At 69.2% G+C, this 21771-nt stretch carries 24 protein-coding genes; 4 read left to right on the top strand and 20 right to left on the bottom strand.

The window, feature by feature from the left end; all coding sequences use genetic code 11:
- Nucleotides 1-20 precede the first annotated feature (20 nt).
- The 4 genes from HNR23_RS01975 to HNR23_RS01960 form a co-directional block, all read right to left on the bottom strand.
- Nucleotides 21-374, bottom strand: coding sequence for a DUF485 domain-containing protein (locus HNR23_RS01975; protein WP_184079733.1), 354 nt, complete (start codon nt 372-374; stop codon nt 21-23).
- A gap of 409 nt (nt 375-783) precedes the next feature.
- The gene (locus tag HNR23_RS01970) at nt 784-1521 is read right to left on the bottom strand and encodes an alpha/beta hydrolase (protein WP_184072908.1); all 738 of its coding nucleotides are present in this window, start codon (nt 1519-1521) and stop codon (nt 784-786) included.
- Between the two features lie 78 nt (nt 1522-1599).
- Nucleotides 1600-1914, bottom strand: a complete 315-nt coding sequence (locus tag HNR23_RS01965) for an ATP/GTP-binding protein (RefSeq protein WP_184072906.1) — start codon at nt 1912-1914, stop codon at nt 1600-1602.
- A 96-nt stretch (nt 1915-2010) separates the two neighbouring features.
- Nucleotides 2011-3255: a 3-hydroxyacyl-CoA dehydrogenase gene (locus tag HNR23_RS01960; RefSeq protein ID WP_184072904.1), complete on the bottom strand. Its 1245-nt coding sequence runs from the start codon at nt 3253-3255 to the stop codon at nt 2011-2013.
- 140 nt (nt 3256-3395) lie between these two features.
- Between HNR23_RS01960 and HNR23_RS01955 the strand changes: the two genes are divergently transcribed.
- Entirely contained in the window at nt 3396-4400 is a 1005-nt protein-coding gene (locus tag HNR23_RS01955) for an LLM class flavin-dependent oxidoreductase (protein WP_184072902.1), read from the top strand.
- Between the two features lie 208 nt (nt 4401-4608).
- Here HNR23_RS01955 and HNR23_RS01950 read toward each other — a convergent pair whose 3' ends face one another.
- Complete coding sequence (locus HNR23_RS01950; protein ID WP_184072900.1) at nt 4609-4995, bottom strand: SCO5389 family protein; 387 nt, start codon at nt 4993-4995, stop codon at nt 4609-4611.
- Between the two features lie 289 nt (nt 4996-5284).
- Between HNR23_RS01950 and nucS the strand changes: the two genes are divergently transcribed.
- The 3 genes from nucS to HNR23_RS01935 all read left to right on the top strand — a co-directional run bounded on the left by nucS (nt 5285) and on the right by HNR23_RS01935 (nt 8739).
- Nucleotides 5285-5962 carry an endonuclease NucS gene (gene nucS, locus HNR23_RS01945; RefSeq protein ID WP_184072898.1) on the top strand — a complete coding sequence of 226 codons (678 nt, stop codon included), beginning with the start codon at nt 5285-5287 and terminating at the stop codon, nt 5960-5962.
- 254 nt (nt 5963-6216) lie between these two features.
- Complete coding sequence (locus HNR23_RS01940; protein ID WP_184072896.1) at nt 6217-7746, top strand: M20/M25/M40 family metallo-hydrolase; 1530 nt, start codon at nt 6217-6219, stop codon at nt 7744-7746.
- Nucleotides 7747-8142: 396 nt separating this feature from the next.
- On the top strand, nt 8143-8739 hold the full coding sequence (locus tag HNR23_RS01935) for a cob(I)yrinic acid a,c-diamide adenosyltransferase (protein WP_184072894.1): 597 nt from the start codon (nt 8143-8145) through the stop codon (nt 8737-8739).
- A 128-nt stretch (nt 8740-8867) separates the two neighbouring features.
- Here HNR23_RS01935 and HNR23_RS01930 read toward each other — a convergent pair whose 3' ends face one another.
- The 15 genes from HNR23_RS01930 to prfA all read right to left on the bottom strand — a co-directional run bounded on the left by HNR23_RS01930 (nt 8868) and on the right by prfA (nt 21721).
- Nucleotides 8868-9353 carry a DUF2550 domain-containing protein gene (locus HNR23_RS01930; RefSeq protein ID WP_394353734.1) on the bottom strand — a complete coding sequence of 162 codons (486 nt, stop codon included), beginning with the start codon at nt 9351-9353 and terminating at the stop codon, nt 8868-8870.
- Between the two features lie 20 nt (nt 9354-9373).
- The gene (locus HNR23_RS01925; protein ID WP_184072890.1) at nt 9374-9778 is read right to left on the bottom strand and encodes a F0F1 ATP synthase subunit epsilon; all 405 of its coding nucleotides are present in this window, start codon (nt 9776-9778) and stop codon (nt 9374-9376) included.
- A gap of 78 nt (nt 9779-9856) precedes the next feature.
- Nucleotides 9857-11299, bottom strand: a complete 1443-nt coding sequence (atpD, locus tag HNR23_RS01920) for a F0F1 ATP synthase subunit beta (RefSeq protein WP_184072888.1) — start codon at nt 11297-11299, stop codon at nt 9857-9859.
- 5 nt (nt 11300-11304) lie between these two features.
- Entirely contained in the window at nt 11305-12222 is a 918-nt protein-coding gene (locus HNR23_RS01915; protein ID WP_184072886.1) for a F0F1 ATP synthase subunit gamma, read from the bottom strand.
- Nucleotides 12223-12225: 3 nt separating this feature from the next.
- Nucleotides 12226-13869: a F0F1 ATP synthase subunit alpha gene (atpA, locus tag HNR23_RS01910; RefSeq protein WP_184072884.1), complete on the bottom strand. Its 1644-nt coding sequence runs from the start codon at nt 13867-13869 to the stop codon at nt 12226-12228.
- A gap of 80 nt (nt 13870-13949) precedes the next feature.
- On the bottom strand, nt 13950-14759 hold the full coding sequence (locus HNR23_RS01905) for a F0F1 ATP synthase subunit delta (RefSeq protein WP_184072881.1): 810 nt from the start codon (nt 14757-14759) through the stop codon (nt 13950-13952).
- Nucleotides 14759-15295 (bottom strand): F0F1 ATP synthase subunit B, encoded by a 537-nt coding sequence (locus tag HNR23_RS01900; RefSeq protein WP_184079731.1) that lies wholly within the window; start codon nt 15293-15295, stop codon nt 14759-14761. The genes HNR23_RS01905 and HNR23_RS01900 overlap by 1 nt, the downstream gene beginning before the upstream one ends.
- 53 nt (nt 15296-15348) lie before the next feature.
- Entirely contained in the window at nt 15349-15567 is a 219-nt protein-coding gene (gene atpE, locus HNR23_RS01895; RefSeq protein ID WP_017558358.1) for an ATP synthase F0 subunit C, read from the bottom strand.
- Between the two features lie 96 nt (nt 15568-15663).
- Nucleotides 15664-16503 (bottom strand): F0F1 ATP synthase subunit A, encoded by an 840-nt coding sequence (gene atpB / locus HNR23_RS01890; RefSeq protein WP_184079729.1) that lies wholly within the window; start codon nt 16501-16503, stop codon nt 15664-15666.
- A 120-nt stretch (nt 16504-16623) separates the two neighbouring features.
- Complete coding sequence (locus HNR23_RS01885; RefSeq protein WP_184072879.1) at nt 16624-16842, bottom strand: AtpZ/AtpI family protein; 219 nt, start codon at nt 16840-16842, stop codon at nt 16624-16626.
- Nucleotides 16843-16902: 60 nt separating this feature from the next.
- Nucleotides 16903-17328, bottom strand: a complete 426-nt coding sequence (locus HNR23_RS01880; protein WP_184072877.1) for a hypothetical protein — start codon at nt 17326-17328, stop codon at nt 16903-16905.
- Nucleotides 17329-17555: 227 nt separating this feature from the next.
- Nucleotides 17556-18737 (bottom strand): MraY family glycosyltransferase, encoded by a 1182-nt coding sequence (locus tag HNR23_RS01875; RefSeq protein WP_184072875.1) that lies wholly within the window; start codon nt 18735-18737, stop codon nt 17556-17558.
- Nucleotides 18738-18940: 203 nt separating this feature from the next.
- Nucleotides 18941-19738 (bottom strand): L-threonylcarbamoyladenylate synthase, encoded by a 798-nt coding sequence (locus tag HNR23_RS01870; RefSeq protein WP_184072873.1) that lies wholly within the window; start codon nt 19736-19738, stop codon nt 18941-18943.
- A gap of 61 nt (nt 19739-19799) precedes the next feature.
- Complete coding sequence (gene prmC, locus HNR23_RS01865; RefSeq protein WP_184072870.1) at nt 19800-20657, bottom strand: peptide chain release factor N(5)-glutamine methyltransferase; 858 nt, start codon at nt 20655-20657, stop codon at nt 19800-19802.
- Nucleotides 20654-21721: a peptide chain release factor 1 gene (gene prfA, locus HNR23_RS01860; protein ID WP_184072868.1), complete on the bottom strand. Its 1068-nt coding sequence runs from the start codon at nt 21719-21721 to the stop codon at nt 20654-20656. Before prfA ends, prmC begins: the two co-directional genes overlap by 4 nt.
- Nucleotides 21722-21771: the final 50 nt, after the last annotated feature.

Raw genomic sequence — 21771 nt, 5'->3', positions numbered from 1 at the left:
CGCGGTGATGGGGACTGCGGTCATTCGTTCACCGCCTTGCCCCCGGAGCCGCCGACCGCCACGCCCGCTTCCACGGTGGCCCGGTCGTCGGCGGCGCCGCTGAGCTCTGCGCGGAGTTCCTCGGCGAGCGGATCGAGGCGGCGCGCCGCATAGCGGGCGTAGAGGAAGGCGATGCCGAAGGTGGTGGCGAACTGGAGGAGCCCGAACACCAGGGCGACGTTGACCGACCCGAACAGGACGATCGCCATGGTGTCGCGGGCGAAGGCGGACATCAGGACGTAGAGCAGGTACCAGGCGAAGAAGGCGATGCTCATCGGGAAGACGAAGACCTTCAGGCGCCGTTTGAGCTCCACGAAGCGCGGATCGGTGCCCATGGCCACCGTTCTGGCGCTGGTGTCCCGTTCCCCCGTCGTGTCGTGGCCGGGTGATCCTCGCTGCGGATCGTCCATGGTTCTGTGACCCCTCGTGACGACTGTGATCCCGTGGTCGGTGCGGTCGGCAGCGCGACGGCCCGGATGCGGTGCGTGAGCAAGGGCGGTGGACCGTCGCGCTCCCACAAGCAAGGTAGAGGTGTTTCGGATCACATACCAGCGTTTGGACGGCATACATGAATCACCCCGGAGGCGATGCCGCCCCCAGGGTGATTGGTGTAATCTTCAACATTTTTCTCCGAACTGCGGCCTCTGTCGGCCGCTCGGCCGCGATTCGGCGCACCCGCAGGTCAGCTGCGTCCGATTCCGGTCAGACGCTCCGACCGCATTCCAGGGACGCCGTACCGCCTTCTCAGGCCGTACCGCTGTCGCGCTCGGCCGGGCCGTCCCACTCGGTCGGCAGCGGGTGGGCCTTCGGCGCGACGCGTCCGACGATCTCGTCCAGCACCCTGCGGACGTAGGGTTCACCCACCCACAGGTGCTTGGCATTGTCCACACCGACGACCTCGGCCTGCGGGACGCGGGAGAAGCGCTCGCGCGCCTCGGCCGGGCGCAGGTAGTCGTCGAACTCGGGGACGAGCGCCACCAGCGGGCGGCCGAACTCCGCCCACGCGTCCAGGTCCTTGTCCTGCGCGCGGTGCAGCGGCGGCGACAGCAGGATGGCGCCCTCCACCTCCGGGTCGCAGCCCCACTTGAGCGCGAGCTCCGTACCGAACGACCAGCCCAGCAGCCACGGCCGGGGCAGGCCCTCGAACTCGACGAACTCGATCGCGGCGGCGACGTCGTAGCGCTCGGTCTCGCCGTCCCCGAACGTGCCCTGGCTCGTCCCGTGCCGAGAGGTGGTGCCGCGCGTGTTGAACCGCAGCACTGCCACGTCGGCCAGGGCCGGCAACCGGAAGGAGGCCTTGCGCAGCACGTGGCTGTCCATCATGCCTTCGGCCGTCGGCAGCGGGTGCAGGCAGACCAGGGTCGCCACCGGAGCACCGGACTCCGGCAGCGCCAGCTCGCCGACGAGCTCCAGGCCGTCGGCGGTGTGCAGGGTGATGGGGCGGCGGTCGGCGGGCAGCACCGTGGCGGCGCGAATGTCCATGGGTCCTCGATGTCGAACGGGAGAACGGGCCTGGCGGTCGGGGCGGAGACCGGCGTGGGTGGGCGGAACCGCCGCAGCTCAGCGCCGTGGCGGCCGGACCCCGCGGTGGGCGCGCCGCTCCCAGCACGAGGAGTGCCAGTGGCGGCGGTCCGCACCGTCGCCGTAGGGCCGCCATGCCACCACGTGCGGCATCCCGACGGGGATCTCCTGGTAGCAGCCCGGGCAGCGGTAGGTCTTGGCCGCGGCGGCGCCGCTGACGCGTCGGATCACCCACTCGCCGTCGGCTCCGGTCTCCCGGCGCTGGCCGCCGGTGATGCGCAGCACCAGCGCGTCCTCGTCGGGCGGCTGGACGAGGCGCTCCTTGCGGCGGGGGCTGTTACGGCGCGGACTCACGTTTCCAGGGTAGGGGGGCGGAAGGGTCGGCCGTTCACGGGCCGCATCGCGAGCGACGGTGACGGCAGGCCCTCCCGGCCCCGGGACCGGCAGGCCTCAGGAGGCGGTGGGATGCTCGGGGCCCCCGCAGCACTCCCCGTCCGCGCAGTCCTCGTCGACCTCGGGCAGCCGGTCGAGGATCAGGCCGCAGACCATGGCGAAGGGGATCAGTCCGCCGTTGATGCAGTGGAAGTAGTCCTCGGCGACCCGCTCGACGCCGATCTCCTCCAGCAGCTCCACCGGCCCCTTGGGATAACCGCAACCGAAGCGCATGGCGGTGTCGACGTCCTCGGCACTCGCGTAGCCCTGCGCGATCATCGTCATGGCGTCGTTGATGTGCGGGGCGAGCAGCAGCCCGCTCAGGCTCGGGCTCGCCTTGTCCGCGGCGTCGCGCAGCTTGGTCGCGATGGGGCCCTGCGGGACCTCCTCGGCGGGGTCCTCGGCACCGGAGTGGTCGTAGAACCCGCGCCCGCTCTTGCGGCCGAGCAGCCCGGCGGCGACCATGCGGCGCAGCAGCGGGGCGGCGACGTAGCGCTGCTCGCGGAACTCGTCCCACAGCACGTCCATGACGGCCAGGCAGACGTCCAGGCCGACGAGGTCGGCCAGGGCCAGCGGGCCCATGGGGAGCCCGGCGGCCGCGGTCACCGACGCGTCGATCTCCTCACGGGAGGCGTACTTGCGCTCGTAGGCTTTGACGGCGTCGTTGATGTAGGGGACGAGCAGCGCGTTGGCGACGAACCCGGCCCGGTCGGAGACCGTCACGGGGGTCTTGCCGATGCGCTTGGCGACCTCGGTGGCGATCTGGATCGTGCCCGGCGCGGTCAGCACGGTGCCGACCACCTCGGCCAGCTTCATCACCGGCGCCGGGTTGAAGAAGTGCAGCCCCACGACCTTGTCCGGGCGGGTGGTCAGGGCGGCGATCTCGGTGACCGACAGGGACGAGGTGTTGGTGGCCAGGATCGTGCCCGGCGGGCAGATCCGGTCGAGGTCGGCGAAGACGTCCCGCTTGATGTCCATGCGCTCGGGGACCGCCTCGACGACGAAGTCGGCGTCGCGCAGGTCCTCACGCGACGTGGTGAACGTCAGGCGGGCGAGGATGGCACCGTGCTCCTCCTCGGTGATCTTCCCCTTGCCCAGCGCCTTGCCGAGCGACTTCTCCAGGTGGCCGCGGCCCCGGTCGAGCGCGGCGTCGTCGATCTCCACCCCGGTGACCGCGAAGCCGGCCCGGGCGAACACCTCGACGATGCCGGCGCCCATGGTTCCGAGCCCGACCACTCCGACCTTCTTGAATTCCTGCACCATGTGACTCACCTTACGGGGTGCCCGATGCGCTCGTTACCGGCGGGTACTTGTCGCGCTCTCGTCCAGAAATGTCGGCCGTCGAGGGGAGGAATCCGCTCGTTCGCGCGACGAGGCGGCGGTGTCGCCACCAGAATGCCAGCATGCGTATCGGAGCGTTCCTCCCGGCCGCCCAGTTCCCCGGCCGGGACCACACCGGGGTGCTGGAGTCGACGCTGGACGCCGCCGTCGCCGCCGAGGAGGCCGGCTTCGACGGCGTGTGGTTCGCCGAGCACCACTTCATGTCCTATGGGATCTGCCCGTCGGCCGCGACACTGGCCGGGTTCGTCCTCGGCCGGACCTCCCGCATGCATGTGGGCACGGCGGTGAGCGTCCTGAGCACCCGGCACCCGGTGGACCTCGCCGAGCAGGCGAACCTGCTGGACCAGGTGTCCGGCGGGCGGTTCCGGCTGGGGGTGGGGCGCGGCGGACCCTGGATCGACCTGGAGGTGTTCGGGACGGGGCTGGACCGCTATGAGAACGGCTTCGCCGAGTCGCTGGACGTGCTGATGACGGCGCTGCGCGGGGGCCGGATGCGTGCGGACGGGGCGACGTTCGGGTTCCGCGAGGTCGAGATCGTCCCGGGGCCGCGGAGCCGACCGCACCTCGACGTGACCGTGGCGGCGTCGTCGGGGCGCACCCTGGAGCTCGCGGCGCGGATGGGCCTGCCGCTCCTGCTCGGGATGGACCTGACCGCCGAGGAGCAGGCCGAACTGCTGCGCGAGCACGCGTCGCACGCGGATGCGCCCGTCGCCGGGCACGTGGTGACAGGGGTCGCGCAGGTGGCCGACACCCGGGAGGAGGCGCGCGACGTCCTGCTGGGGTCGCTGCCGCGCTGGCTGCGGCCGGGGCTGGCGAGCTACCAGCCGCTCGACGGACGGCAGCGGCCCCAGCGGGACCCTGAGCGGTACGCGGAGTTCCTGGCCGACACGCACGCGGTGGGGTCGCCGGACGACTGCGTGGCGCGACTGACCGAGCAGGCCCGCATCACCGGCGCCGAAGAGCTCATCCTGCTGGTGGAGGGGGCGGGCGACCCGCGGGCGGTGCTGCGCAACATCCGGCGGCTGGGCGCCGAGGTGCTGCCGAAGGTCCGGGCCGCCCTGAGCTGACGGCGGCCGTCGGCCCCTCGTCGATCGCGGCGAAGGGCCGGGGCGGCTAGGGCGTGTTCGGCGGATGCTCTCCGGTGAGCGAGCGGCCGTCCGGGGCGGCGCTCGCAGGCCGCTCCACGAAGTCGATCCAGTTCGGCTCGGCGAGTGAAGCGGCGCAGCGAGCGTCGTTCCGGTGGCCGCGAGCCGGGAATGATCCGCCGAACACGCCTTAGCAGTCGACGAACTCCGGGGACTGGTTGAGGAGTTGCGCGCGCGGGGTCACGAAGTCCGCGTGGGCGGCGTCGGCGTCTCCGCGGAACAGCGCCACCTTGTGGCAGTTCTGGAAGGCCAGCCGCATCCCGAAGTGGCGCTCGACGGCGGCGCGCATGGCGTCGCTCGCGACCAGGCGAAGGAGCTGGCCGCGCTCGGCCTCGCCGGGCGGGGGGACCTCGTTGGCCGCGTACTCGCCGCCGTCGGCCGCCGCCCGCTCGGCGAGGCCGCTGATCACGCCCCAGGCGTAGGGCAGGGAGGTGCGGATGCAGTCGATGAAGTCGGCGTCGTCGATGGGGCCCCGCTGAGCCTTGTCGAGCAGTTCCGGTGAGACCGTGAGCGACATGTGGGTCCTTCAATCTCTCGGTGGCAGGACGCCGCGGAACCCGCGGTGGCGGCGACGGCGGTGTCGCCGGGCCCCTGAGGGCTCCGTGTGCGTCCTGTGACGGTAGGTCCCGGTACGCGGGGACGTCACGGGACACGAGGGCCACAGCTTGCTAACCCTCTGCGCGATATGAAAATAGTTTTCATTCGCACTCAATGCCACCCCTGCCGCGAAATCCACCCGATCCGTCGCCCCTCCGTTCCCCGATTCCGGCCGAACCGGTGCCGCGCTGCCGGTAGCGTGACGTCCCGTGCGTCTCGTTATCGCCCGTTGCAGCGTCGACTACGTCGGTCGGCTCACCGCCCACCTGCCCATGGCCCCGCGGCTGATCCTCATGAAGGCCGACGGATCGGTGTCGATCCATGCCGACGACCGCGCTTTCAAGCCGTTGAACTGGATGAACCCACCGTGCTCGGTGCGCGAGGCGAAGAACGACGACGGCCTCGCCGTCTGGACCGTCACGCACGGCAAGTCCGGTGAGAAGCTGGTGCTGACGATCGAGGAGATCCAGCACGACAGCTCCCACGAGCTCGGAGTCGACCCGGGGCTGCAGAAGGACGGCGTCGAAGCCCACCTGCAGGAGTTGCTCGCCGAGCACATCACCACCCTCGGCGAGGGCTACACCCTGATCCGTCGCGAGTACCCCACCGCGATCGGCCCGGTCGACATCCTGTGCCGCGACGGCGAGGGCGCCACCGTCGCCGTCGAGCTCAAGCGCCGCGGCGACATCGACGGCGTCGAGCAGCTCACCCGCTACCTCGAACTCCTCAACCGCGACCCGGCCCTCAAGCCGGTCCACGGCATCTTCGCCGCCCAGGAGATCAAACCCCAGGCCCGTGTCCTGGCCGCCGACCGGGGCATCGACTGCGTCACCCTCGACTACGACGAGCTGCGCGGCATCGAACCGGACACGCCCCGGCTGTTCTGACGACCGCGCCGACGGTCGCGGTCGGCCACGGCCGACCCGGGTGGATCGCATCCCGATGGACCGGACGATCAGGTGTGAATCGTCCATAACACCACATGAACCTCCCGCTACGTAAGGGGTCTGGCTGATTGTGGCAAGTACGTGTGGCTCACCTTGATCCGCGGTATCCCGACCTGACAGGCTGCACGGTACTTCGCACCATTCGCGCCCGCCCCCGGCACCCCGCGGGGTGGGCGCCTGTCAGAAGGGCCATCGTGCGTACCCCACAACGTGGACGATCCCCCCGCCGTGCCTCATCCGCACGGAGACGCCTGCTGGCCGGCGGCACCACCCTCGCCACCGTCCTCGCCCTGGGCCTCGGCCCGGCCGCAGCCCAGGCCGACACGGCCCAGCTGCCCATTCTCGTGACGGTGGACAATGTCCGCGCCCACATGGAGAACCTCCAGACCATCGCCGACTACAACGGCGGCAACCGGGCCAGCGGCACCGCCGGCTACGACGTCTCCGCCAAGTACGTCATCGACCAGCTCAAGCGGGCCGGCTACAAGCCGAAGAAGCACCACTACGAGTTCGACGCCTGGAAGCAGCACTCCACCCCCGAGCTCGCCGTGACCAAGCCCAAGGAGCGGGAGTTCACCGCCGGGGACGAGTTCAACACGATGACCTACTCGACCGGTGGCGACATCACCGCCGCGGGCGTGCCGGTCAACCCGGACAGCGCCGAGAGCGGCTGCGCCGCCGGCGACTTCACCGGGTTCCCCGAGGGCGCGATCGCCGTCATCAAGCGCGGCGGCTGCACGTTCGCGCAGAAGACGCAGAACGCCGCCGACGCGGGTGCCACCGGCGCCGTCATCTTCAACAACGTCGAGGGCACCATCGCCGGGACGGTCAGCCGGCTCTCCGACATCCCCGTCGTCGGCACCACCGACAAGGTCGGCGCCGACCTGCTGGCCGTCGGCGGCAAGCTGGAGCTGCGCCTCAAGGTCGACGCCGAGGTGGTCACCGAGTCCTCCTACAGCGTCATCGCCGAGACCAGGGGCGGGAAGAAGGACAACGTCGTCGTCGTCGGCGCCCACCTCGACAGCGTCGAGGAGGGTCCCGGCATCAACGACAACGGCAGCGGCACGGCCGGTGTACTGGAGACCGCCAAGCAGTTCGCCAAGCTCGGCACGCCGAAGAACAAGGTGCGGTTCGCGTTCTGGGGCACCGAGGAGCAGGGGCTGGTCGGCTCCACGAAGTACGTCGAGAGCCTGAGCGACAAGCAGCTGGACGACATCGCGCTCTACCTGAACTTCGACATGATCGGGTCGTACAACTACGGCCGCTTCGTCTACGACGGCCGGGGTGAGCTGGCGGGCTCACTGCGTCCGCCGTCCGGATCGGCCGCGATCCAGAAGACCTTCGAGGACTACTTCGCCGACCAGGGCCTGGTGTCCGAGCCGACCGAGTTCAGCGGCCGCTCCGACTACAGCGCCTTCATGGCCGAGGACATCCCCTCGGGCGGCCTCTTCAGCGGCGGCGACGCCGTCAAGTCCGAGCAGCAGGTCGAGTACTACGGCGGTACCGCCGGGATGGACTTCGACCCCTTCTACCACACGCCCGACGACACGGTCGAGAACATCAACTGGGACTCGGTGGACGAGCTCTCCGGTGCCCTCGCCTACTCCGTGGAGAGGTTCTCCAAGAGCACCCTCCCGGTCAACGGCGTCGCACCGCGGACGCTGCACGCCCCGGCCCAGGCTGGCAACGAGTTCGACCGCCAGGGCGACCTCTGGCTGCGGTAACCGTCCTACCGCGCTGGGCGCCCGTGGGCGAGGGGTTCTCCCCTCGCCCACGGGCGTTTTCCTTCCCGGCCGGGTCCGCCCGGCGGTCCGGGCTCCCCTCACCCCGGACCGCGGAACGGGCGGTGTCCCTCAGCCCCCCGACTGAAGGCGTCACTCCCCCCTTGCGGCGGCCCCGGCCATCCCCCTCATTGAGGCTTCGTTCCCCCACGGGCCGCAGTACCTCGGCCGTCCCCCGGTGTCCCCCGGTCGAACGTTCCACGGCCACTCAGCCCCGAACAACTACTCTGAGTAGCTTGTTCAGTGCTCAACGTATCAGCCTGTCGATCATGCGACACCCGCTGAGACCGAACGGTTATCCGCCGACCGGGTGCACGCGCGGACTTCTAGTCTTGGGCCATGACGAAAAAGGATTCCGACAAGCCCGTCGTCCTCTCGAAGATCTACACTCGGGGCGGCGACGCCGGCACCACCGCGCTGGGCGACATGAGTCGGACCTCCAAGACCGACCCGCGGCTGGCCGCCTATGCCGACGTCGAGGAGGCCAACGCCGCCATCGGCACCGCATTGGCCCTGGGCGACGTGCCCGACGACATCCGGACCCTGCTCGGCCGGATCCAGAACGAGCTCTTCGACCTCGGGGCGGACCTGTCCTGCCCGGTCGTGGAGAACCCGCAGTACCCGCCGCTGCGCGTCGAGGAGGACTACGTCGAGCGCTTGGAGGAGGCCTGCGACGCCTACAACGCCGACCTGCCGACCCTGCGCAGCTTCCTGCTGCCCGGCGGCTCACCGACCGTCGCGCTGATGCACACCGCGCGCGTGGTCACCCGCAGGGCGGAACGCAGCGCATGGGCGGCGATCGAGGCCCACGGCCGGACGGTCAACCCGCTGACGGCCCGCTACCTCAACCGTCTCTCCGACCTGCTGTTCGTGCTGTGCCGCGTACTCGGCACGGGCGGCGACGAGGTTCTCTGGAAGCCCGGCGGCGAGCGCTGACACCGGCCTGAGATCGAGTGGCGGTGCCCATTCCCGCGAATGACCATGGGTCGACATCCACGGACACCGGTTTCGCCCGATCCGTCCCCATGATCATTCGCGGGTCCGGCGTCCTCAGGGCCGTCGGATCATGACTGCCAGATGGTGCCGGGCGGCATCGATTCCAGCCACGACAGGAACCCGGTGAGGGCGCTCTCGCTCATCGCGATCTCGCAGACCGGCTCCTTGGGGTCGGTGCCGTCCTCGGCCGACCAGCCGATCTCGATCACGACCAGGTCGGAGGTGAGCTCCGTCAGGTCGCGGTGGGTGGGCGCACGGCGCCCCATAATGACGAGACCGCGGCGCGACAGCTCGGCTGTCGGCCGCGGCCACAGTGAGAAGATGCGGTACCAGCGCAGTTCCTCGCTCCCGTAGCGCCCGAACCCCATGCGCCAGGGAGCCGGGTCGTCGCCGGCACCGGCCCGCATGTAACACTCGACGGCGCCGCCCCCGCGCTCTAGGACGAACCTGCGCACGGTCACGGCGGCCAACCCCACGAGGGCCAGGACGAGGAGGCCGAAGAACAGCCACTCCGCGATCTCGAACCACGCTCCGCCGAACAGCTGCGCCCCCACTCTCACATGTCCCCTGGGCCTCAGGCCGCCTCGCCGGCGGCCTCCAGGCGGCTACGCGCACGCGCGGCGCGCGCCTGAGCCTCGGTGTCCTCCGGACCGATCCCGCCGGACTCGACGCCGGCGAGCGCCTTGCGGGCCCGGTCCACGTTGATGTCCTCGGCGAGCTCGGCGACCTCGGCGAGGATCGAGATCCGGTCGTCGGCCACGGAGATGAACCCGCCGTGCGCCGCCGCGCGGACCTCACCGGTCTCCCGGCCGCCCAGGATCCGGACGACCGCCCCCGGGGCGAGCAGCGCCAGCACCGGAACGTGCCCGGGCTGCACACCGATCTCACCCTCGACGGTCTTGGCGATGACCATGTCGCCCTCGCCCGCCCACACCTCGTGCTCGGGCGAGACGATCTCGACGAATAGCTTCTTCGACACTGCCACAAACTCCTTCGGCTCGCGGGCGGTTTCGAATGGGGAGCGGGCGCCGAACCGGCACCCGCCCCCCACCGTGAACTAGCCCTGGAGCTTCTTGGCCTTCTCGACGGCCATCTCGATGTTGCCGACGTCGAGGAACGCCTGCTCGGGCAGGTGGTCGTACTCGCCTTCGCACACCGCCTTGAAGGAGGCGATGGTCTCCTCCAGCGGAACGAACACGCCCGGGTTGCCGGTGAACTTCTCGGCGACGAACATGTTCTGCGAGAGGAAGCGCTCCAGGCGGCGCGCCCGGTTGACGATGATCTTGTCCTCTTCGGACAGCTCGTCGATACCGAGGATCGCGATCTGGTCCTGCAGGTCGTTGTTGCGCTGCAGGATCCCGATCACCCGCTGGGCGACGTCGTAGTGCTCCTGGCCCACGTACTGCGGGTCGAGGATGCGGGAGGTCGACGCCAGCGGGTCCACCGCCGGGTAGATGCCCTTCTGCGAGATCGGGCGGGAGAGCTCGGTCGTCGCGTCGAGGTGGGCGAAGGTGGTGGCCGGAGCCGGGTCGGTGTAGTCGTCCGCGGGAACGTAGATCGCCTGCATCGAGGTGATCGAGTTACCGCGGGTCGAGGTGATCCGCTCCTGCAGCAGGCCCATCTCGTCGGCCAGGTTCGGCTGGTACCCCACGGCCGACGGCATGCGGCCGAGCAGCGTGGAGACCTCGGAGCCGGCCTGGGTGAACCGGAAGATGTTGTCGATGAACAGCAGCACGTCCTGGTTCTGCACATCGCGGAAGTACTCCGCCATGGTCAGAGCGGACAGCGCGACCCGCAGGCGGGTGCCCGGGGGCTCGTCCATCTGGCCGAAGACGAGAGCGGTGTCCGGGAGGACCTCCATCTCGCCCATCTCCAGGAAGAGGTCGGTGCCCTCACGGGTCCGCTCACCGACACCCGCGAAGACGGACACACCGCCGAAGTTGCGGGCGATACGGGTGATCATCTCCTGGATCAGAACGGTCTTGCCGACACCGGCGCCACCGAACAGACCGATCTTGCCACCGCGCACGTAGGGGGTGAGCAGGTCGATGACCTTGATACCGGTCACCATCATCTCGGTCTTCGACTCAAGCTGGTCGAAGGGCGGAGCCGGACGGTGGATCGGCCAGCGCTCGGTGACCTTCAGCTCGGAGGTGGGGACGTCCATCGACTCGCCCAGCGTGTTGAACACGTGGCCCTTGACGGCGTCGCCCACCGGAACGCTGATCGGCGCGCCCGTGTCGCGCACCTCGGCGCCGCGGACCATGCCGTCCTGCGGAGCCAGGGAGATGGTGCGGACCAGGTTGTCGCCGAGGTGCTGAGCCACCTCCAGCGTCAGGGTCTTGGTCTCACCACCGATGGTCACGTCGGTGTGCAGGGCGTTGTAGATCGCCGGCAGGCTGTCGACGGGGAACTCCACGTCGACGACCGGGCCGGTCACCCGAGCGATACGCCCGGTGGCCGTCGCAGGTGCGGCCGTCCCTTCAGCAGTCGCAGTCACTTCTCTTACTCACTCCCCGCGCTGGCAGCAGCAAGGGCGTCGGCACCGCCGACGATCTCGCTGATCTCATTGGTGATCTCCGCCTGGCGGGCCTGGTTGGCCTGGCGGGTCAAGGTCTTGACAAGCTCCTCGGCGTTGTCGGTGGCCGCCTTCATCGCGTTGCGACGCGACGCCCACTGAGAGGCCGCCGATTCCAGGAGCGCGAAATAGATCCGGTTCGTCACGTACTGCGGAAGCAGCCGGTCGAGGGCGTCCTCCGGGGACGGCTCGAACTCGTAGAGAGGGAGCGGCTTGCCCTGCTCCTTCTCCAGCTCCTCCGCCTCGACCTCTTCGACCTCCAGCGGCAGGGCGCGGTTGGACCGCGCCCGCTGCGTCAGCATGGAGACGAACTCGGTCGACACGATGTGGATCTCGTCGACGCCGCCCTCGGCCGGGTCCTGGATGAACTTCTCCATCAGGACCGTGCCGATCTCCTTGGCGTGGGCGTAGGTGGGGCGCTCGGTGATGCCCCCCCACGTCCGCTCCATGGGGCGGTTCCGGAACTGGTTGTAGCCGATGCCCTTGCGGCCCACCACGTACTGGACGACCTCCTTGCCCTGCTCCGACAGGAGCGCGGTCAGGGATTCGGCCTCCTTGATGGCGTTGGTGGTGTAGCCGCCGGCGAGCCCCTTGTCACTCGTGATCACCAGGATGGCGGCCCGCTTCGGGCTCTCCACCTCGGTGAGCAGCGGGTGGTCGGTGACCCGCCCGGCCACGGCCGAGACCGCCCGCGTGATCTCCCGTGCGTAGGGGCCGGCCGCCTGGGCCGCACGCTGCGCCTTGGTGATGCGGGTGGTGGCGATGAGCTCCATCGCACGGGTGATCTTCGCCGTCGACTTCGCCGCGCGGATCCTCCGGCGATAGACGCGAACCTGTGCTCCCATGGGCTACTTCCCGGCGCTCTTGGCGACCTTGATGGTCTCCTGACCGACCTTGCTCTCCTCCAGGGCCTCGGCCTCTTCCTCGGTGCCGAGGACGGAGCCGGAGCTGGTCTGGAAGGTCTGCTTGAACTCGGCGATGGCGTCCTTCAGGGCGGCCTCGGTCTCCGACTCGAACTTGCCGCTCTCCCGGATCGCGTCCAGGATTCCGGCGTGCTCGCGGCCGAGGTAGTCCAGGAAGTCGGCCTCGAAGCGGCGCACGTCCTCGACCGGGACATCGTCGATCTGGCCGGTGGTCCCGGCCCAGATGGAGACGACTTCCTGCTCCATCGGGAACGGGGAGTACTGGCCCTGCTTGAGCAGCTCGTAGAGCCGGGCACCGCGCTCCAGCTGCGCCTTGGAGACCGCGTCCAGGTCGGAGCCGAAGCCGGCGAAGGCCTCCAGCTCGCGGTACTGGGCCAGGCCGAGGCGGAGCGTACCGCTGACGCCCTTCATGGCCTTGGTCTGCGCGGCGCCACCGACACGGGAGACCGACACACCGACGTTGATCGCCGGGCGCTGGCCCTGGTTGAACAGGTCGGACTCAAGGAAGACCTGGCCGTCGGTGATGGAGATGACGTTGGTGGGGATGTAGGCCGAGACGTCGTTCGCCTTGGTCTCGATGATCGGCAGGCCGGTCATCGAACCCTTGCCCATCTCGTCGGAGAGCTTGGCGCAGCGCTCCAGCAGGCGGGAGTGCAGGTAGAAGACGTCGCCCGGGTAGGCTTCACGGCCCGGCGGGCGGCGCAGCAGCAGCGACACGGCGCGGTAGGCCTCGGCTTGCTTGGTCAGGTCGTCGAAGACGATCAGGACGTGCTTGCCCTCGTACATCCAGTGCTGGCCGATGGCCGAACCGGTGTAGGGGGCGATGTACTTGAAGCCCGCGGGGTCCGAGGCGGGGGCGGCGACGATGGTGGTGTACTCCATCGCGCCGGCCTCTTCCAGCGCGCCCTTGACGGCCGCGATGGTCGAGCCCTTCTGGCCGACCGCGACGTAGATGCAGCGCACCTGCTTGTCGGGGTCGCCGGACTCCCAGTTGGACTTCTGGTTGATGATCGTGTCGATGCAGACCGCGGTCTTACCGGTCTGCCGGTCGCCGATGATCAGCTGGCGCTGACCGCGGCCGATCGGGGTCATCGAGTCGATCGCCTTGATGCCGGTCTGCATCGGCTCGTGCACCGGCTTGCGCTGCATGACCGTGGGGGCCTGCAGCTCCAGCTCGCGGCGCTCGGTGGTCTCGATGTCGCCCTGGCCGTCGATCGGCTTACCGGTGGGGTCGACCACGCGGCCCAGGAAGGCGTCACCCACCGGGACCGAGAGGACCTGGCCGGTGCGGCGCACCGTCTGGCCCTCCTCCAGGTTGGTGAAGTCACCCAGGACGACGGCGCCGATCTCACCGATCTCCAGGTTCTGGGCCAGGCCCAGGGTTCCGTCTTCGAATTCCAGCAGCTCGTTCGCCATCGCCGAGGGAAGACCACCGACGCGGGCGATACCGTCACCTGCATAGGTGATGGTTCCGATTTCCTCGCGCGCGGCGGCGTCGGGCTCGTACGACTGGACGAAGCGCTGCAGCGCGTTCCGGATCTCCTCCGGCCGGATCGTCAGCTCCGCCATCTCACGTATGTCCTTGCTCTCCTTGGCGCCGATTGCCGCGGCGCCGTGCGTGCTTGCGTTGCGTCGTGTCGTCTGTCGCGTCAGCCGGCGAGGCGCCGCCGAACTTCGGCGATACGCCCGGCCACGGTGCCGTCGATGACCTCATCGCCCACGCGGATGGAGAGCCCACCCACGATCTCCGGGACGATTTCGATGTTCAGGTGGATGGTCCGGCCGTACACCCGGGTCAGGACGTCCTGCAGACGGGACTGCTGGTCGGCGCTGAGTGCGACCGCCGTGCGCACGACCGCGATGTAGCGCTGGGCGCGCTCGGCCACCAGCTGCCCGAAGTGCTCCAGGCCTTGTTCCAGGGTACGTCCCCTGGGGCGCGTTACGGCCTCAGTGACCAGCGACAATGTCGCCGCGGAGACCTTGCCCGAGAGCAGGTTCTCCAGCAGCGTGCGCCGGTGCTCCGGTGCGACGCCCTCGGAGGTGAGCGCGGCCCTCAGGTCCGGCTCGGAGGCGACGATCCGACCGAACCGGAAGAGCTCGTCCTCCAGCTCGTCGAGCCGCTGCTCGCCTTCGACTCCGGCCATCACGGCGTAGACGGCCATCCGCTCGACGGCGTCCACCATGTCGCGCGGTGTGGACCACGCCGCCTGGACGACGTCGCTGACCACCATGACGGTGGTCGGCGACACCTTCGGCTCCAGCAGCTGGCCGATCAGACCCGACTTGGCTGCGGCCGGGTTGGCGGGGTCGGCCAGCCACCGACGCAGGGAGTGCTCCTGGCCCAGGAGCGCCACGACCTCGAAGAGCTCGTGGCCCAGCGTCGGGGCGTTGGCCGACGGCAGGACGCCGTCGAGGCGTCCTGTCACCTGCTCCAGCGACGTACGGCTGATACCCCGCATCAGCGCACCTCGGCTTGTTCGGCGCTCTCGCTCTGCTCCAGCTCCGCGAGGAACCGGTCGATGACACGGTTCTGCGCGGCACTGTCGGCGAGCGTCTCACCCACGATGCGCTCGGCGAGGTCGGTGGAGAGCGCGCCGATCTCGGCCCGCAGCTGCGCGAACGCCTGCTGCCGGTCGGCCTCGATCTGGGCGTGCCCCGCCTCGATGATGCGGCGGGCCTCCACCTGGGCCTCCTCGCGCGCCTCCGCGATGATCGCGGCGCGCTGCTCCTTGGCCTTCTCCAGCTCGGCGGCGTACTGGCGGTGCGCCTCTTCGAGCTTCTCGCGGTACTGCTGGCGAGCTTCCTCCGCCTCGGCCTCGGCCTTCTTGGCCCGCTCGATGCCACCCTCGATCTGGTTGGCACGCTCATCCAGGGCGGCCGTCAGCTTCGGCCAGAACTTGTAGACGACACCGAGGATGATGAGGAAGGCGATAACACCGAAGGTGAACTCGTCCCAGTGAATCCGCAGGATGTTCTCCTGCTCGGCTCCCAGGATCATGGTTGGCATCTCCTTCGCGTTCCTATCCGGCCTTCAGAATCCAGCCGGTCTTACTGGCCGGACTGGATGAACGCGAGGACGAAACCGAGGATGGCCAGGGCCTCGACCACGGCGAAGCCGAAGATCATCTGGCCCTGCAGGATGCCGCGGGCCTCGGGCTGGCGGGCGATGGCCTGCACACCCATGCCGAAGATGATGCCGACGCCGATGCCGGGGCCGATCGCGGCGAGGCCGTAACCGATGGTCGCGAGGCTACCGGTGATTTCCATTGTTCTTTCCCTTTACTCAGACACGCCGACGGTCTGTCGATTCCGCCGAACTGACGTTGCTTACCGGAATGGGGTCGTAAAGCGCACGCACCGCGTTTAGTGCGCACCCTCCATGGCCTCACCGATGTAAATGGAGGCCAGCAGGACGAAAACGTAGGCCTGGACGGCCATGATGAACAGCTCGAAAGCCGTGAAGGCCAGGAAGCCGATCAAGGCGAAACCCGAGTAGCCGACGGAGAGCGCACCGAAGAGCGGCCCCATGGGCGAGGTCGGGTTGAACAGGTACCAGCCGGCCGCTGCGAAGACCGCCAGCAGCAGGTGACCCGCGAACATGGTCGCGAAAAGACGGATGGCGTGGGTGACCGGGCGGATGATGAAGTTGGACAGCGCCTCGATCGGGACCACGACGGGCAGGATCCACGCCGGGACGCCGCCGGGGACGAGTCGCGCCTTGACGTGGCCGCCGAAGCCGTGCCGACGGATGCCGACGACGTTCCACAGCACGAAGACCGTGAGGGCGAGCACCGCGGGGAACGCGAGGTTCGAGTTGACCGGGAGCTGCAGGCCGGGGATGAGGCCCATGATGTTCATCGAGAAGATGAACAGGAACAGGGTCACCATCAGGGGAAGGAACTTGTCGCCCTCCTTGCCCATGGTCGTCCGGGTGATGTTGTCCCGGATGAAGAAGACCAGCAGCTCGGCCAGGCTCTGGCCGCGGCCGGGGACGACCTTGGACCTGCGGGTGGTGAAGTACCAGAACGCCGACGCCACCAGGAGCGCGACCACCAGGACCAGGAAGTACTTGGTGATGCCGGACGTCCCGGGCAGACCGAAGTCGATCCAGGGCGTGGGGAAGAAGAGCTCGGTACCGGGCGGGCTGAATCCGCATCCGGTGCCGAAGATGTGGCAGCCTTCCTCGGCGGCGGCGCTGTACACGTCAGCACTCACGGCGAACCCTTTCGTCGTGACGCAACTCAATCCTCGATGTGTAGGGCGATACCGCGCCGCTCCCCGCTCTCAGGACGGATGTGAGCCGCACGCTACCGGGCTGGGCAGTCAGAACCGGACGTACTGGGTGATGATCAGGTAGATCGATGCGACCAGGCCCAGTAGCAGGCCGATGGGAAGGAACAGCGTCTCGTAGCCGAGTGCCCGGTCCGCCAACCAACCCGCAAAGCCCCAGAAGGCCAGGCCCCCCAGCAGATACGAGATGACCGTGTTGCCGCTGGGGGCCTGAGGATCTTTCTCCTCGGCACCGCCCTGACGGTCGTTCATCTCGCTCCGGAAGATAGCAGTAGGTGAATACCGTGCGCACACCCCCCCGCCCGGGGCGGCTCACCGCTGTTCCCCGGCGGTCTCGGTGTCCTCGACCGGCTCCACGTAGAGGCGCCTGACCCGCATGCTCGCCACCGATTGTCCGGCCAGCCAGGCGATGACGCAGGCCAGGGAGGTGAGTGCGAACGAGTTGCCGTCGAAGGCGGTGGTCCCCCCGAAGAGGACCAGGACGACCGCGAGGATCCCGATCTTGGTGGTGTAGACCAGGAAGGCCACCGGCAGCAGCAGCTGGGGCCGCCGCTTCCCCGTGATCGCGATCACGAACGCGGACACGGCGAAGAAGGCGATGATCAGCAGGGTGCCGAGAACAGCACCGATGAGCCCGTGGGTCCCCGTGATCGCGAACGCGACGATCATCGCGATCAGGCCGACGACGGCGGTGGGAATCGCGGCGCCACGGAGGACCCGGGCGTCGTGTTCCTGCATTGAGGCTCCGGTGGATGTTCAGTGGGGTGCTTGCTCGTGAAAGCTATCACAAGGATTTCGGCACCTGTCCCCAGGTGACCTTTACGCACGCCTTACAAGGGCGAAAAATGCCCGTTTCACCGACTTTCCAGGCGGTCTGTAAGCTATCTCACGGGCCAGGCATAGCACCGGCTGCATAGTTCCCCTGGCGTTCACCGTTTGTTCACCAATAGAGCTGGGGCTCAGCGTCAGTCTTTCGCGACCGAAATGTGATCTTCTGTGATCTCCTGCGCCTGCCGCCGCTGCTGACGGCGGCGACGGCGGCGCAGCCGCGGCAGGGTGATCAGCCCGACAGCACAGAGTGCTACCAATGTGGTCACGGTCAGGATCATCACCGGCTGGTCGAACACGGCCAGCGAGACCGAGGCGAACGCGATGATCGCCGCCCACAGGTACATCAGCAGCACCGCCCGCGCGTGCGAGTGCCCGAGCCCCAGAAGCTGGTGGTGGAGGTGCTTCTTGTCGGGGGCGAACGGCGACTTGCCCGCCAGTGTCCGGCGGACGACCGCCAGCACCAGGTCGGCCAGTGGCAGCGCGATGACCAGCAGCGGCAGCAGCACCGGTAGGAAGACCACCATGCCGTGGTGGACGCCGACCGCACCGTTCTCCCCGCTGTTGGCCGCCGTGTTGGCATCGAACTGGCCGGTCACCGTGATCGTGATCGACGTCAGCAGCAATCCGAGCAGCATCGACCCGGTGTCGCCCATGAACACGCGGGCCGGGTTGAAGTTGTGCAGGAGGAATCCGATGCACACCCCGGCCAGGATGATCGCGATCATCGCCGGGTAGGACTGCCGCTCGAAGCCCTGGTCGACGGCGGCCACGTAGTAGTAGGCGAAGAAGGCGAACGCCGAGATCGCCACGATGCCGGCCGCCAGACCGTCCAGCCCGTCGGCGAAGTTCACCGCGTTGATCGTCACCACGATCAGCAGGACCGAGATCAACGCGCCGAGCCACGGCCCCAGTGACAGCGTCGTGCCCGGCAGCGGCAGCCAGAGCAGCTGCACCCCCATCGACACGAGGATGCCGGCCGCGGCGACCTGCCCGGCCAGCTTGGGGATGGGGCCCATCCCCCACCGGTCGTCGACGACGCCGATGGCGGTGATGAGGCCGCCGGCCAGCAGCAGTGCCATCCAGGTGTTGTAGACGAAGACTTCCTGCAGGTGCGGGAGCTTCGCCGAGATCAGCAGCGCGGCGGCGAACCCGCCGTAGATCGCGATGCCGCCGAGCCGCGGAATGGGCTCGGTGTGCACGTCGCGGTCGCGGACCGGCGGCACGGCACCGAAGGTGATCGCCGCCCGCCGGACGAAGGGGGTCAGCAGATAGGTGACCGCCACCGCGATGACAAAGGTGAGCGCATACTCACGCACGACGTGTCCTAGAAGCCTTTCGTTTCAGCGCACCGGCGAGCGGCCGAGCACGGCCCGGACCCGCGGGGCCGACGGACGCTGTCGGGACATTCCCTGTGAACCTAGCACCCCGCTTCCTCGTTCGTTGATCTCGGGGATATCGGGGTGAAAATCGCCGATGACACCCCGATATCTCCGAGATCAACGGAAGAGAGGGACGGGGGTCAGCGGTCGCTCTCCGGGGCGGGGTCGTTCGCCGGACGAGGGCTCTCCGGCGCGTCTCCGGCCCCACCCTCCACGGTGCCGCCGGGGCTCTCCGCTTCCTCCGTCTCCTCCGCCTCCGCGGACTCGGTCGGCCGGGCCGCGGCCTTGGGCTTGGTCTCGCCGATCACCGTGCCGCACACCGCGCGCAGCCGTTCGATGGGGATGGCGCCGCCGCGCAGCACGCGCGGCACCGCGTAGGTCAGGTCGACGATGGTCGAGGGCGCGGATTCGCTGCACGTGCCACCGTCGAGGTAGACGGAGACGCTGTCACCGAGTTGCTCGGCCGCCTCGGCTGCGGTGGTCGCGGCCGGGCGCCCGGAGACGTTGGCGCTGCTGACCGCCATCGGCCCGACCTCCTTGAGGAGTTCGAGCGCGACCGGGTGCATGGGCATGCGCACCGCCACCGTCCCCAGGGTGTCCCCCAGATCCCAGGACAGGCTCGGTGTGGCCGTGCAGACGATGGTCAGCGGACCGGGCCAGAACTCCTCGATGAGGTCCTGGCCGTGCCCTCCGAGGTCGTCGATGAGCGCCTGGGCCGCGCGCACCGATCCGACGAGGACCGGCGGCGGCATATCCCGGCCCCGGTCCTTGGCCTTGAGCAGGGAGGAGACCGCACTCGGGCTGAAAGCGTCGGTGCCGAGGCCGTAGACGGTGTCGGTGGGCAGCACCACCAGCTCGCCGCGGCGCACACTGGACGCGGCGTCGGCGACGCCGTCCTTGCGGGCCGCGTCGTCGGCGCAGTCGTAGCTGCGGCTCATGTGTGGATCACCATTCCATTCCATCTGCAGACGCGCGCCATGGCGGCGGGACCACTCTTGCCTAGGTGTCCGCCCTGCGCATGACAACGAACCGGTCCCGGTGCGCGAGGTCCTTGCGGTTGCGGACGTCGCGCCAGCCGTCTTCCTCGGGGAACAGGTGGGGGATGTCGATGCCCTGGCCGTCCCCGTGCTCGATCGCCATGGCGCCGCCGGGGCGCAGCAGGCGGCGGCCGACGCCTTCGAGTTCACGGATCATGTCGAGGCCGTCGGCTCCCGACCAGAGGGCGGGCGACGGGTCGTAGTCGCGGACCTCGGGCGGGATCTGGCCGGAGTCGTCGGTGGGGACGTAGGGCGGGTTGGTGATGAGCAGGTCGACACTGCCGTCGAGCTCGGGCAGGGCCGTGCGCATGTCGGCCTGGTGGGGGGTGATGCGGTCGGCGTGGCCGCTGTTGGAGATGTTGCGCTTGGCCCAGGCGAGGGCCTCGGTGTCGACCTCGACGGCGTGCACGCGGGAGCGCGGTACCTCCTGGGCGATGGAGATGGCGATGGCGCCGGAGCCGGTGCCGAGGTCGACGACGAGGGGGTCGGCGACGTCCATGGCACGCAGGGTGTCGATGGCCCAGCCGACCATGATCTCGGTCTCCGGGCGGGGCACGAAGACGCCGGGGCCGACCTGCAGCTCCAGATAGCGGAAGTAGGCGCGTCCGGTGATGTGCTGCAGGGGCTCGCGGGCCTCCCGGCGGGCGACACACTCCCAGTACAGGGCGTCGAAGTCGGCGTCGGGAACCTGGTGCAGCTCTCCTCGACGAACGCCGTGCACGAACGCCGCGAGTTCCTCGGCGTCGGTGCGGGGCGAGGCCACCCCCGCCTCGGCCAGCCTCAGCGTGGCCCGCGCGACCTCGTCGAGCAGGAAGTTCATGACTGCGCCTGCTCCAGCCTTTCCTTGGTGTCGGCGTCGATGAGCGCCTGCAGCACTCCGCCCAGCTCCCCGTCGAGGACCTGGTCGAGGTTGTAGGCCTTGTAGCCGACACGGTGGTCGGAGATCCGGTTCTCCGGGAAATTGTAGGTGCGGATGCGCTCGGAGCGGTCGACCGTGCGGACCTGGCTCTTGCGTTCGGCCGCGGCCTCGGCCTCGGCGGCGGCCTGCGCCTCGGCGAGCAGCCGGGCGCGCAGGATCCGCATGGCCTGCTCCTTGTTCTGCAGCTGGCTCTTCTCGTTCTGGCACGAGACGACGATGCCGGAGGGGACGTGGGTGATGCGGACCGCGGAGTCGGTGGTGTTGACGCTCTGCCCGCCCGGGCCGGAGGACCGGTACACGTCGATGCGCAGATCGTTCTCGTTGATCTCGACCTCGACGTCTTCGGCCTCGGGGACGACGAGCACACCGGCGGCCGACGTGTGGATGCGGCCCTGGGACTCGGTGACCGGGACGCGCTGGACGCGGTGCACGCCGCCCTCGAACTTGAGCCGCGGCCACACGCCCTGGCCGGGCTCGGGAGTACCGCGGTTCTTGAAGGCGATCGTGATGTCCTTGTAGCCGCCGAGGTCGGAGGACGTGGCGTCGATGACCTCGGTCTTCCATCCCTGGCGCTCGGCGTAGCGCAGGTACATCCGCACCAGGTCGCCGGCGAACAGCGCGGACTCCTCGCCGCCCTCGCCGGCCTTGACCTCCATGATGAGGTCCTTGTCGTCGGCGGGGTCGCGTGGGATGAGCAGGAAGCGCAGGCGCTCGGTCAGCCGCTCCTTGTCCGCGGCGAGTTCCTTGGCCTCCTCGGCGAAGGCGGGGTCCTCGGCGGCGAGCTCCTGGGCGGCCTCGATGTCGCGTTCGACGCGGTTGAGCTCGCGGTAGGCGGTGACGATGGGGGTGAGCTGGGAGTACCGCTTGCCGAGGCGGCGCGCCCGCCCCTGGTCGGCGTGCACGGAGGGGTCGGCGAGCTGCTGTTCAAGCTCGTAGTACTCGCCCAGAAGGTCGTCCAGCTTCACGTCTCGTCCTCATCGGTAGCGTCTGGTTTCACCCCGGCCTGCAGACCGGT

Origin of the sequence: Nocardiopsis mwathae (genome assembly GCF_014201195.1) — a bacterium.
Classification (GTDB): domain Bacteria; phylum Actinomycetota; class Actinomycetes; order Streptosporangiales; family Streptosporangiaceae; genus Nocardiopsis_C; species Nocardiopsis_C mwathae.
The sequence above is the reverse complement of the archived record's forward strand: the minus strand, read 5'-3'. Positions and strand labels throughout refer to the sequence as shown.

Bases quoted from the DNA above. Each gene is read 5' to 3' on its own strand.
- HNR23_RS01905 (WP_184072881.1), bottom strand. From the start codon at position 14,759: ATGCGGGGTATCAGCCGTACGTCGCTGGAGCAGGTGACAGGACGCCTC.
- atpA (WP_184072884.1), bottom strand. From the start codon at position 13,869: ATGGCGGAGCTGACGATCCGGCCGGAGGAGATCCGGAACGCGCTGCAG.
- HNR23_RS01880 (WP_184072877.1), bottom strand. From the start codon at position 17,328: ATGCAGGAACACGACGCCCGGGTCCTCCGTGGCGCCGCGATTCCCACC.
- HNR23_RS01960 (WP_184072904.1), bottom strand. From the start codon at position 3,255: ATGGTGCAGGAATTCAAGAAGGTCGGAGTGGTCGGGCTCGGAACCATG.
- HNR23_RS01870 (WP_184072873.1), bottom strand. From the start codon at position 19,738: ATGAGCCGCAGCTACGACTGCGCCGACGACGCGGCCCGCAAGGACGGC.
- HNR23_RS01885 (WP_184072879.1), bottom strand. From the start codon at position 16,842: ATGAACGACCGTCAGGGCGGTGCCGAGGAGAAAGATCCTCAGGCCCCC.
- HNR23_RS01950 (WP_184072900.1), bottom strand. From the start codon at position 4,995: ATGTCGCTCACGGTCTCACCGGAACTGCTCGACAAGGCTCAGCGGGGC.
- HNR23_RS01915 (WP_184072886.1), bottom strand. From the start codon at position 12,222: ATGGGAGCACAGGTTCGCGTCTATCGCCGGAGGATCCGCGCGGCGAAG.
- HNR23_RS01955 (WP_184072902.1), top strand. From the start codon at position 3,396: ATGCGTATCGGAGCGTTCCTCCCGGCCGCCCAGTTCCCCGGCCGGGAC.
- prmC (WP_184072870.1), bottom strand. From the start codon at position 20,657: ATGAACTTCCTGCTCGACGAGGTCGCGCGGGCCACGCTGAGGCTGGCC.
- HNR23_RS01935 (WP_184072894.1), top strand. From the start codon at position 8,143: ATGACGAAAAAGGATTCCGACAAGCCCGTCGTCCTCTCGAAGATCTAC.
- atpE (WP_017558358.1), bottom strand. From the start codon at position 15,567: ATGGAAATCACCGGTAGCCTCGCGACCATCGGTTACGGCCTCGCCGCG.
- HNR23_RS01970 (WP_184072908.1), bottom strand. From the start codon at position 1,521: ATGGACATTCGCGCCGCCACGGTGCTGCCCGCCGACCGCCGCCCCATC.
- HNR23_RS01975 (WP_184079733.1), bottom strand. From the start codon at position 374: ATGGGCACCGATCCGCGCTTCGTGGAGCTCAAACGGCGCCTGAAGGTC.